Annotated in this window: 11 protein-coding genes; 5 read left to right on the top strand and 6 right to left on the bottom strand. The window is 70.5% G+C overall.

Annotated features, from left to right (window positions below; genetic code table 11):
• Positions 1 to 39: 39 nt before the first annotated feature.
• Both EHS43_RS26980 and EHS43_RS26975 read left to right on the top strand, forming a co-directional pair.
• Positions 40 to 1,248: an MFS transporter gene (locus EHS43_RS26980; RefSeq protein WP_125193349.1), complete on the top strand. Its 1,209-nt coding sequence runs from the start codon at positions 40 to 42 to the stop codon at positions 1,246 to 1,248.
• A gap of 71 nt (positions 1,249 to 1,319) precedes the next feature.
• Positions 1,320 to 2,057 carry an EthD domain-containing protein gene (locus EHS43_RS26975; RefSeq protein WP_125193348.1) on the top strand — a complete coding sequence of 246 codons (738 nt, stop codon included), beginning with the start codon at positions 1,320 to 1,322 and terminating at the stop codon, positions 2,055 to 2,057.
• Between the two features lie 22 nt (positions 2,058 to 2,079).
• Here the strand turns inward: EHS43_RS26975 and EHS43_RS26970 are convergent, their stop codons facing one another.
• The 4 genes from EHS43_RS26970 to EHS43_RS26955 form a co-directional block, all read right to left on the bottom strand.
• Positions 2,080 to 3,180 carry an NAD(P)/FAD-dependent oxidoreductase gene (locus EHS43_RS26970; RefSeq protein WP_125193347.1) on the bottom strand — a complete coding sequence of 367 codons (1,101 nt, stop codon included), beginning with the start codon at positions 3,178 to 3,180 and terminating at the stop codon, positions 2,080 to 2,082.
• The gene (locus tag EHS43_RS26965; protein ID WP_125193346.1) at positions 3,177 to 3,368 is read right to left on the bottom strand and encodes a ferredoxin; all 192 of its coding nucleotides are present in this window, start codon (positions 3,366 to 3,368) and stop codon (positions 3,177 to 3,179) included. The genes EHS43_RS26970 and EHS43_RS26965 overlap by 4 nt, the downstream gene beginning before the upstream one ends.
• Positions 3,369 to 3,421: 53 nt before the next feature.
• The gene (locus EHS43_RS26960; protein WP_369009056.1) at positions 3,422 to 3,562 is read right to left on the bottom strand and encodes a hypothetical protein; all 141 of its coding nucleotides are present in this window, start codon (positions 3,560 to 3,562) and stop codon (positions 3,422 to 3,424) included.
• Between the two features lie 151 nt (positions 3,563 to 3,713).
• On the bottom strand, positions 3,714 to 5,195 hold the full coding sequence (locus EHS43_RS26955) for an aldehyde dehydrogenase family protein (protein WP_125193344.1): 1,482 nt from the start codon (positions 5,193 to 5,195) through the stop codon (positions 3,714 to 3,716).
• A gap of 561 nt (positions 5,196 to 5,756) precedes the next feature.
• Between EHS43_RS26955 and EHS43_RS26950 the strand changes: the two genes are divergently transcribed.
• Positions 5,757 to 6,935, top strand: a complete 1,179-nt coding sequence (locus tag EHS43_RS26950) for a cytochrome P450 (protein ID WP_260470730.1) — start codon at positions 5,757 to 5,759, stop codon at positions 6,933 to 6,935.
• Between the two features lie 87 nt (positions 6,936 to 7,022).
• Positions 7,023 to 7,406 (top strand): hypothetical protein, encoded by a 384-nt coding sequence (locus tag EHS43_RS26945; RefSeq protein WP_125193342.1) that lies wholly within the window; start codon positions 7,023 to 7,025, stop codon positions 7,404 to 7,406.
• Between the two features lie 388 nt (positions 7,407 to 7,794).
• Here the strand turns inward: EHS43_RS26945 and EHS43_RS26940 are convergent, their stop codons facing one another.
• The gene (locus EHS43_RS26940) at positions 7,795 to 8,544 is read right to left on the bottom strand and encodes an SDR family oxidoreductase (protein WP_125193341.1); all 750 of its coding nucleotides are present in this window, start codon (positions 8,542 to 8,544) and stop codon (positions 7,795 to 7,797) included.
• A gap of 138 nt (positions 8,545 to 8,682) precedes the next feature.
• On the bottom strand, positions 8,683 to 9,588 hold the full coding sequence (locus EHS43_RS26935) for an AraC family transcriptional regulator (protein ID WP_125193340.1): 906 nt from the start codon (positions 9,586 to 9,588) through the stop codon (positions 8,683 to 8,685).
• A 145-nt stretch (positions 9,589 to 9,733) separates the two neighbouring features.
• Between EHS43_RS26935 and EHS43_RS26930 the strand changes: the two genes are divergently transcribed.
• Positions 9,734 to 10,051 (top strand): putative quinol monooxygenase, encoded by a 318-nt coding sequence (locus tag EHS43_RS26930; protein ID WP_125193339.1) that lies wholly within the window; start codon positions 9,734 to 9,736, stop codon positions 10,049 to 10,051.
• The last annotated feature ends 55 nt before the right edge of the window (positions 10,052 to 10,106 follow it).

Below are 10,106 nucleotides of genomic sequence, written 5' to 3'. Positions count from 1 at the left end.
CCGTCCAAGGCCGACGCGGGCACCCCGTCCGAGCAGGTCGTGTCCGGCCCCGGACACCGGCTTCGTCTCCTGCTCCTGATGGCAGGTGCCTGTCTGCCCATCCTGGGGGCCGTGCTCATCGCCCCGGTCCTGCCACAGATGCGCGATCACTTCGCCGACGCCCAGGGTGCCGACGTGCTCGTCCCCATGGCACTGACGGTCCCCGCCCTGTCGCTGGCCCTGCTGGCCCCCTTCGCCGGCGTCCTCGTGGACCGGATCGGCCGCAAGGGCCTCCTCGTCACCGCCACCGTGGTGTACGCCGTCCTCGGCACCGCTCCCCTGTGGTTGGACTCCCTCGTCGCCGTCGTCGCCAGTCGTGCTCTCGTCGGCGTCGCAGAAGCCGCCATCATGACCTGCTGCACCACACTGCTCGGCGACTACTACTCCGGCCGGCAACGCGACCGCTACCTCGCGCTGCAGACGATGTGCGCGGCGATCTCCGCCACTGCCTTCTTCGTACTGGGCGGTGCGGCCGGAGCGGCAGGATGGCGCATGCCGTTCTGGGCCTACGCCGTGAGCCTGCTGCTCGCGCCCGCCATGGCCGCGTTCCTGCCCCGGCCCCGTACCGGCCAGGCCGGCGTACACCACACCACCGCCCCGCAAGCCGGGGGCAGGCGGCCCTTTCCCTGGCGCCCGCTGGCAGGCACCTGCGCGCTGACCGTCTTCGGCGCCGTCCTCTTCTACACGCTCCAGGTGGAGATGGCGTTCCTCCTGGACGACATGGGCGTGAGCAACTCCGGCGTGATCGGGCTCGCCACCGCCGTCACCAGTGCCGCGATCGTGGTCGGCTCGGCCCTCTTCGCCAAGGTCGGCCGCATCCCGCAGACCTGGCTGCCCACCGCATTCGGCCTGTGCGCACTCGGCTTCGCGGTGGTCTGGCTCGCCCCCGGCCCCGTCGTGCTGACCCTCGGTGCCGTCATCACCTGCCTCGGTGGCGGCATCATGCTGCCGAGCCTGCTCACTCTCGCCATGTCCAAGCTCGACTACGCCGACCGCGGCCGTGGCACCGGCCTGTGGACAGGATCCTTCTTCCTCGGCCAGTTCCTGTGTCCGCTCGTGGCCCTCGCCCTCACTTCTGCCGTCGGCACGCTGACGAACGCCATGGGGGTGCTCGCCCTCGCCGCAGCCGCCGCCACCGCCCCACTCGGCCTCGCCGCCCGCAGCCGGCCGTCTGCCGTCCCGGAGCCGGTACGGCAGACGGCCGGCTGAGCCACTTGACCCGGGCAGGTGCCGCGGGCCACCACGCCTGCGGTACCTGCCCGCTTCCGGAACGGAGAACCATGCTGACCCTGATCGCCGCCATCCGCCGCAAGCCGGGCATGACACACAGCGCGTTCCTGCGGCACCTGCACCATGTGCACGGGCCGCTGTCCGCCGCGAATCCCCTCCTGATCAGGAGCTATGTCCAAAACCACGTGTTCGACGCGTCTTTCGGCGTCGAGGGGGACCCGGCCCACCTGACGACGTTCGGCCGGGACTCCGTCACCGAGCTCCGATTCGACGACATGGGTGCGCTGGCAGCCACGATGTCCCACCCGTACTCGCGTGAGGTCATCGGCCCCGACGGCGCCCGGTTCAACGACCTGCCCAGCGCCCTGGCCCTGCTGACCCGGTCCGAGGGCCTGGTGCCGCCCCCCGTGTCCGGCACAGGCACGGCCCCCGTGAAGGTGCTCCACTTCGTTCGCGGAGCAGCACAGCTGGAACAGGACGACGTCGTCGACCGGTGGCAGACCGCTCACGAGCAAGTCATCGCCGAGGGGGGCCCGCAGGCCGGGACGGTACGCGGATGGGTCCAGCACCGGCAGGTGCCGGGAGCCGAGGGGGCGTTGCGCCATTTCGGCGGGACCGTGGCCGTCTACGCGGGAGTCTCCGCTCTCTACTACGGCTCCGAGGAGGAGGCACTGGCCCACTTCCCCTCGTACGAGCGCTCGCTGCGGGAGCGGTCCGACGGCACCGGCCGCTTCTGGGACCCCTCCCGTTCGTTCGCCCTCTACAGCCGCGAGGTGACGATCTTCTGAACCCGTCTGTGCTCACGCCCCGTCACAAGGCGGAGGCGAGCTGCCGGAGTCTGCGGACCGGCATCGTGTGGTTCACGGTCGCCGCCGCACCGGCCGACCAGCGCAGGAGCATGGAGCGGCCATCGACGTCCACAAGTTCCGGTTCGCCCAGTCCCGCAGGTTCACCGGCGATCTTCACCTCGACGCCGAACTGGTGGGTCCAGAAGTACGAGGGCAGTGACGCCCCGGCCGCGTCCTGCCCCAGCAGCGCGTCCGCCGCGACGCGCGCCTGCTCCACAGCGTTGGTCCAGTGCGGGCGGCGGCACGCCCCACGGACGACCGCCACATCCCCCGCCGCGACGATGCCGTCCGCCACGCGGCCGCGGGAGTCGGTGACCACACCGCGGTCGAGCGACAGGCCGGAGCCGGTGAGCCAGTCGACAGCGGGTACGTCCCCGACGGCCGACACGATCACGTCCGCCGTCAGAAGGTCTCCGTCGGCGTCGACACCCTCCAGCGTGCCGGAGCCGACCAGCCGGACACCGCCGGGCACCGTCCTGAGCACCACTCCGTGCTCACGCGCGGCATCCGTGATCACCTCGGCGAGCACCCGCCCGAGCACCCGGCGCAGCGGGGGGTCCCGGTCGACGACCGTGACCTGCAGGCCGAGGGTGCGGCACGTCGACGCGATCTCCATGCCCAGCAGCCCCGCTCCGACGACCAGGACGCTGCGGGCGCGCGTCAGGTCCTCGCGCAGCGCCACGCAGTCGGCGAGCGTGCGCAGCACCCGTTCCCCCGACATGCCGGCAGGGCTCAGCCGCCGGGCCTGGCCCCCGGTGGCGATCACGAGGCCGTCGTAAGGCACCGGTTCGCCGTTGTCGATGATCACCCGGCGTGCCCGGGTGTCCAGCGCGACGGCCCGGGTCCCGAGTCGCAGTACGACGCTGTGGTCGAGGGGCGGCAGGGCGGTGGAGGCGTCCGTCGCCTCTCCGGACAGCACGGTCTTGGACAGGGGAACGCGGGTGTAGGGCTGTTGTGTCTCCGCGCTCAGGAGAGTGAGCGTCCCGTCGAAGCCCCTCACGCGCAGCCAGCTCGCGGCGGTCACTGCCGCGATCGAGCCTCCTACGACGACGATCCGCTTCATGACGTGGCCCGCAGGGCCGCTACCGGGCAGGAACGCACCGCCGCGAGGGCGGTCGCCCCCTCGTGGTCGCCGCCGGCAACCAGCTGCACCATTCCGTCGTCGTCCACCCGGAACACCTCCGGCGCGATGGCCTCGCACACGGCGTGTCCCTCACAACGGCCAGGAATGAGTTCGATGCTCACGGTCACACCCTTCTGGTGGTCACGGTGACCGGCAGGCTCCAGCCCGCGGATCACATGGTTCAGGTGCCGGCGCGGGGGCCGGCGAGTTCGATGCGGTCGACGCGGTAGGGAAGGGCGGAGAAGACCGCCTGCGCTTCGACGCGCGCCAGGCCCTGGCCGGCGCAACCGTGGACACCGTGTCCGAAGCCGACGTGGTCCATCGGCGCCCGGTCGGCCTGAGCACACCCGGGCAGGGTCCCGGACCTCGTTCGGAGCCAGTTCGACACCGTCGGCCGAAGTGGTGCGCCGGGCTGTGCTGGTCAGCGCGCCGGGGACGGGCCGGCCCACGAAGCCGGCCCGTCCCCCGAACCCTCAGAACGGATAGGAGGCGTGCTGGGTGGCCAGAGTGATCCAGCGCGTGTTGCTGAAGGCCTCAATGCCCCAGCGGCCTCCGAAGCGGCCGTAACCGGAGGACCCGACTCCACCGAAGGGCGCTTGGGGGTCGTCGGCGACGGACTGGTCGTTGATGTGGACCATGCCCGTCCGCAGCCTTCGGGCCACGCGCAGGCCGTGGGTGCCGTTCTCGGTGATGATGCCGGCGGTCAGCCCCTGGTCGGTGTCGTTGGCCATCGTGACGGCCTCGTCGTCGGTGGCGAAGGTGTCGACGACGCAGAGCGGACCGAACGTCTCCGCGCCGTGCAGGTCGGCGTGGACGGGGACCGCGCTGAGGACGGTCGCCGAGTGAGAGGCGTCCTCGATCTCGCCGCCGACGAGTACGGTGGCGCCCTTGGCGACCGCGTCCTCGACCAGGGCGGCGACACGGCGAGCCGCGTAGAGCCCGCATCGCTGGTCGGGGTCCGTGTTGACCAACGGGCCGATCACCGTGGCCGGGTCGGTGGGATCGCCGAACGGCAGGGCGGCGACCTTGGCCGTGAACTTGGCGGTGAACTCCTCGGCGAGCGACTCGTGTACGAGGATCCGGTCGGCGGACATGCAGATCTGCCCGGAGTTCATGAACGCCGCGAAGGCGGCGGCGTCGACCGCGTAGTCCACGTCGGCGTCGTCCAGGACGATGACCGCGTTCTTGCCGCCCAACTCCAGAAGCGCGGGCTTGAGATGGCGCGCGGCATGGGTGCCGATGATCCGGCCGACGTGCGTCGAGCCGGTGAAGTTCACCGCGCGTACCGCGGAATCAGCGATGAGGGCCTCGGCGATGTCCGGAGCGTCGGCGGGGTCGTTCGTGATCACGTTGAGGACCCCGTCGGGCAGCCCGGCTTCACGCAGCAGGTCCCCGATGAGGAGCCCGGCGGACAGAGGAGCCACTTCGCTCGGTTTCAGCACGACCGTGTTGCCGGCGGCGAGGGCGGCGGCGACCGCGCGGGTCCCGAGAACGAGAGGGGCGTTCCACGGGGAGAACGCGGCCACCACGCCCAGGGGTTCGCGCACCGCGAGGCTGAGAGCGCCATCCTGCTGCGTGGTGAGCACTTCGCCCCGCGGGGCGGTGATCAGAGCGGCCGCCTCGCGGAGCATCGCGGCGGCCAGTGTCACGTTGAACGAGGCCCACAGCCGGGTCGCGCCCACCTCACCGGCCATCAGGTCCACGATGTGCTCGCGACGCTGCTCCATCAGGTCGGCGGCCTTGGCGAAGATCGCCCGACGGGTGAACGGGTCCGACCTCGCCCAGTCCTCGAACGCGGCCTGGGCGGCGTCGACGGCGCTGCTGACGTCCTCGACGCCGGCCGCGGCCACGGTGGCGTACATCTGTCCGGTGGAGGGGTTGATGACCGGCGTGGTGCGCCCGGATCGCGCACTCTTCTCCTTGCCGTCGATCAGCAGTGCACGGGTGATGACCATGGGGCGGCTCCATTGTCAGGAAGGTCGCTGCGCGGGCAGGGTCCGCGAGTTGGGTTTCGCACCGGCGCAGGGGGCAGGTGGGTGGCGAGGAACTGCGGCCGGGGCCGCGCGAGCGGTCAGGGCCCTTCGTCGGTCTCCGAGCGGCAGCGGAGATCTCGACTCCGTGCGGAATGAGGCGGAACACCGCTCTCCACGGATGATCCCGCGGGCCGTCTGTCCGGTATTGCTGTCCCTCGCTGATGATGCTGCTCCGCGGGCCCTGAAGTCCAACACGGATCCCGACACGCAGCCATCGAAGACGACGATGGACCGACTCCGGTCACGGCCGTGCAGTTCAAGCCCGGGGTCATCGGTGAATCGCAACCTTCGATCCTTACGTGCGCGATTCGGTGTTGGACCCCAACCCATGGCGATGCGCATGATCGATGGACAGTGAGCGCCACGCCAAGCGGCCGGTCTCCTCGTGCCGTCACGCCCGGACAACAGCACGGCGCGCGCTGCGGATGCACACCGTGACAGCCGCGCCGGCTGACACGGCGGCCGTCGACCCCGGAGCCAATGATGCCTTCAACGACCCTGCCCTCAAGCGATGTCGACCTGTTCGCCACCGACACACTTCTCGATCCCTATCCGGTGTACTCGCGCCTGCGGGATGCGGGACCGGTGGTGCGGCTCAGCCGGTTCGACGCGTGGGCGTTGCCGCGCTACGAGCATGTCAGTGCCGCGTTGCGTGATCACGACACCTTCAGCTCCGCGTCCGGCGTGGGCTTCACGACCGGCATGAACGAGCTCATGGCCGGTGGCGTGCTGGCCTCGGACCCCCCTCACCACACCGCCCTGCGCGTCATCCTCTCCCGGATGCTGATGCCCAGGGCGCTGCGGGATCTCGGCCCCTCGGTGACCGCCGCGGCGGAGGACATCGTCGACCGCTTGGCGACGGGTGCGGAGTTCGACGCGGTGTCCGACCTCGCGGAGGCATTCACTCCGAGGTTCGTCGCCGATCTCATCGGACTTCCCGAGGAAGGCCGCGACCAGCTCCTCGAGTTCGGCGCCTCCACCTTCGAGGGTCTGGGTCCCTTCGGCGAGCGGACGCCTGCCGCCATGCGACAGCAGCAGGCTCTGCTGCACTACGTCAGCACCACCGCCGCCAGGGACCGGCTTGCCGAGGGCGGTCTCGGCTCCCGCGTCTGGGAGGCGGTCGACTCGGGTGAGATCGACGAGGCCGCCGCGGTCACCCTCATGATGGCGTTCCTCGCCACCGGCATGGACACCACGATCCTCTCCCTGGCGGCCGCCGTCCGGCTGTTCGCCGAACATCCCGACCAGTGGGACGCGCTGCGGGCCGACCCCTCCCTGGTGCCCGCCGCCTACCTGGAGGTCCTGCGCATCGCGTCACCGGTCACCGTGTTCAGCAGGGTGACCACCAGACCCTGGGAGTGCGACGGCGTCACCGTTCCCGCAGGTGGTCGGGTCGCCGTCATGTACGCCTCCGCCAATCGCGACGAACGCAAGTGGGACGACCCGGAGCGCTTCGACATCACGCGGAAGCCTTCCGACCACCTGACCTTCGGCGTCGGCATCCACGCCTGCGTCGGCCAGAACCTGGCCAAGCTGGAGGCACACGCCCTCCTCACCGCACTACTGGCACGGGTGCGCCGGTTTGAGATCGGCAGGCCCGAGTTCATCGTGAACAACACCCTGCACGGACTGAACAGGCTCCCCTGCCGGATCGTCACCTGAACGCTCTGGCGATGGCAGCGCCAACAGGCCTTCTCCGCCTGAGCGCGGCCGCCGCAGCGTGGACAGGTCGACAGCGTTGGCCATCGTATGACGGCGTCGAAGTCGACGACTGCGTCGAACGCCCCGCGCGTGCGCATCCAGTTGTTCACCGCGGTCCGGATGCCGGCCTGGGTGCTGTTCGACAAGGAACAGGGCAGCATCGCACCCCCCGATGATCCGTACGCCCGGCTGGCCGAGGGCAACATGTGCGCACCGCGTCCTGCCGGCCGGCCCCTGGGGATCCGAGCCGACGTCGGCGCGCACCATGTTGCCCCCGATGCCCGCGTTCCCGACCGAGAGCCGCTGGCCGCAGCTCTCCGGCTGCAGCCGGCCGGCGGGCGGTCCGGCCAGCGCCGGTCGGCGGTGAGCGTGGAGATATATTCGCGCTGGACGGTGAGCGAGTCGGGGCCCCTGACGTCGCGATGTCGGTGACGTGCACCATTCCGGTCGCGAAGTCGATGGGGTTGACGTTGGTCGACCAGACGTGCACTGTCCCGGTGGTCAGGCCCCCGGTCAGCGAGAAGTTGAGCGTCTGCGCGGTGTCCCAAAGGCTCTGGCCCACGGAGTACGCGCCGGACCACGGATGGTCGGCGACGCCCAGGCCCGCGGTCGGCAAGGTAAATCGGCCCTGCACACCACATGCCTCGGGGCCTGCGCCCGGACCGCGTCCTCAACAAGGCGGCAGAAGGCGCCGCCCCCTCCGGGTGAGGCACTTGTCCAGCATCACCGAGCAGACCGCACGCGCTACGGCGGCCGGCCCCGCGCGTGTGCGCGGGGCCGGCTTCTGACGTACGTCCGCATCTCCTTGCCTGCCGGTCGGTCACTTCGCCTGGGCGAGCCAGACCGCGTCGGGACCGGCGGGGAAGCGCAGCTGACCGGTCGTGTCGTGCACCGCTCGCCACACCGTCTCGGCGACATCGGTCTCCTTGGTGAACAGGTCCTGGCCCGTGAACGAGTCCATGGCCTTCTTCGCCCACGGTGCGTAGGGCGCCGGGACCAGCTCGTCCAGTGCGGCGCCGTTCGTCGCCCTGGCGGCGAAGTTGGTCGTCAGGCAGGCGCCCGGCTCGACCGTCTTCGCCTGCACACCGAAGGGCGCGAGTTCGAGCGCGAGGGACGAGGTGAACCCCTCGACGGCCATCTTGCTCGCCTTGTAGACGGCTGAGAGCGGCATGTGGCCCAGCACCACACTGGAGGTCACGTTGACCACCACGCCGGAGCCGCGCTCGCGGAACTGAGGCAGTACCGCCTGCGTGGTCGCCATCACGCCGAAGGTGTTGGTCTCGAAAACCTCCCGTACCCGGGCCATGGGGGTGCTCTCGAACACGCTGATCGACGGGACGCCCGCATTGTTGACCAAAACGTCGATGGGTCCCGCCGCCTCGAACGCGGCCGTGATGCTCTCGGGTTCGGTCACGTCGAGTTCGAGGACGCGGAGCCGGTCCGACTCGGGCAGGACGCCCACGCGGGGGGTGCGCATCGTGGCGATGACGTGCCACCCCTGCGCGTGGAAATGGAGGGCGGTCGCACGGCCGTATCCGGACGATGTACCCGTGATCAGAACTGTCTTCATGCTGTGTCCCTCGGCGATGTGATGGGATCCGCGGAACACAGGCACTTTCCTGCTCCGCAGAAGAATCAGTGATCCCATTGAATCGCTCTGACCTGCGGGAACAGTAGAACAATCCTCGCTCACCCTTGCGTGATCCTCTCAGGGCAGGACACCGGTGGGGGTGCGCGCGGCGTCGCGCAGGCGGGCGGCGTCCCGGCTGGGCGGCGCGCCGAACTGGCGGCGGTACTCCCGGCTGAACTGGGAGGGGTTGTCGTAGCCGACGCGTTGGCCGACTCCCGTGACATCGCCCGGGTGGGTGGCGAGCAGCAGCCGGGCCTCCTGGAGCCGGATCTGCTTCTGGAACTGGATGGGGCTCATCGCGGTCACCGCCTGGAAGTTGCGGTAGAAGGCGGAGGCGCTCATGCCGGACATCCGGGCCACGTCCTCGACCCGGAAGGGCTCCGCGTAGTTCTCGCGGATCCAGCGCACGGCCCTGGAGACATGGCTGAGGCTGCTGTCGGCGAGGCCGAGCTGACGCACCGTCGCCCCCTGCTCGCTGGTGATCAGCCGCCACAGGATCTCGCGTTTGACCAGCGGGGCCAGTACGGCCCGGTCACGGGGCTCGTCGAGCAGCCGCAGCAGCCGGATCACGGCGTCCAGCATCGCGGGCGGGGCGTCGCTGACGGCGATCGCCGAGGGCGTGCCCTTGCCTGGGCGGGGGGCGTCTCCGGGGCCGGCCTGGAGGAGCAACTCGGCGACGGCGGACGGGTCCAGCGTGAGACCGAAGCCGAGCGCCGGCTGGTCGGGGGCGGCCTGGGTGAACTGTCCGGTGACGGGCAGGTCGACGGATGCGACCAGGTACTGCCCGGGGCCGTACTCGTACACCCGGTCGCCGAGAGCGAGTCGTTTGGCGCCCTGGGCGATGACCGCCAGCACCTTGCCGGACATGGACGGGGCCGGGGGGTCCGGACGGTCGACCTTCGAGACGAGGACGCCGTCGATGGCGGTGGTCCAGTCGGGGCGCGCATGCCGGGCCAGCAGGGTGCGGAACTCTTCGAGGTGCATGCGTCCCATTGCAGCACCGCCTCGGGCCACGGCTCCCGTACTCGCGAGGATCGTGCAAGTGCGGGCGAGCATCGTTCTAACGTTTCCGCAGGTCAGCTCGCTTGAATGGAATCACCGCACTCCACCACCGATCGAGAGGCCAACCATGATCCCCGACCACGGCTTCAGCGCCACCCTCACCGCCAGGCCCGGCATGGGCGACCGGCTGGTCGACCTGCTGCTGACCGGCCTGAACGAGGGCAGTCCCGGCGCGAGCCACGAATGCGTCGTCTACCTGGTCTCCCGCTCCGCCTCCGATGCCGACGTCGTCCACGTCATCGAGGGGTGGACCAGCGAGAGCGCTCATCACCGGATCTTCGCCAGTGAGGCCGCCCGGGCCATCGTGGCGCGGATCGACCCGCTGCTGGCCAAGGAGCCCGCGTACACCGACTACGTCCCGGTCCGCGGCAAGGCCGCCTTCTGAAGCCCCGATCAGTTCACAGCCTGCCGCCCCCGCGCCTGCCGAGGCGGCAGCCTCC

The organism is Streptomyces sp. RP5T (assembly GCF_003933965.1).
GTDB lineage: Bacteria > Actinomycetota > Actinomycetes > Streptomycetales > Streptomycetaceae > Streptomyces.
The sequence above is the reverse complement of the archived record's forward strand: the minus strand, read 5'-3'. Positions and strand labels throughout refer to the sequence as shown.

What these genes read in the sequence shown, in the direction of transcription:
- EHS43_RS26975 (WP_125193348.1), top strand. Translation starts at nt 1,320, where the DNA reads ATGCTGACCCTGATCGCCGCCATCCGCCGCAAGCCGGGCATGACACAC.
- EHS43_RS26970 (WP_125193347.1), bottom strand. Translation starts at nt 3,180, where the DNA reads ATGAAGCGGATCGTCGTCGTAGGAGGCTCGATCGCGGCAGTGACCGCC.
- EHS43_RS26960 (WP_369009056.1), bottom strand. Translation starts at nt 3,562, where the DNA reads ATGGACCACGTCGGCTTCGGACACGGTGTCCACGGTTGCGCCGGCCAG.
- EHS43_RS26955 (WP_125193344.1), bottom strand. Translation starts at nt 5,195, where the DNA reads ATGGTCATCACCCGTGCACTGCTGATCGACGGCAAGGAGAAGAGTGCG.
- EHS43_RS26950 (WP_260470730.1), top strand. Translation starts at nt 5,757, where the DNA reads ATGCCTTCAACGACCCTGCCCTCAAGCGATGTCGACCTGTTCGCCACC.
- EHS43_RS26945 (WP_125193342.1), top strand. Translation starts at nt 7,023, where the DNA reads ATGACGGCGTCGAAGTCGACGACTGCGTCGAACGCCCCGCGCGTGCGC.
- EHS43_RS26940 (WP_125193341.1), bottom strand. Translation starts at nt 8,544, where the DNA reads ATGAAGACAGTTCTGATCACGGGTACATCGTCCGGATACGGCCGTGCG.
- EHS43_RS26935 (WP_125193340.1), bottom strand. Translation starts at nt 9,588, where the DNA reads ATGCACCTCGAAGAGTTCCGCACCCTGCTGGCCCGGCATGCGCGCCCC.
- EHS43_RS26930 (WP_125193339.1), top strand. Translation starts at nt 9,734, where the DNA reads ATGATCCCCGACCACGGCTTCAGCGCCACCCTCACCGCCAGGCCCGGC.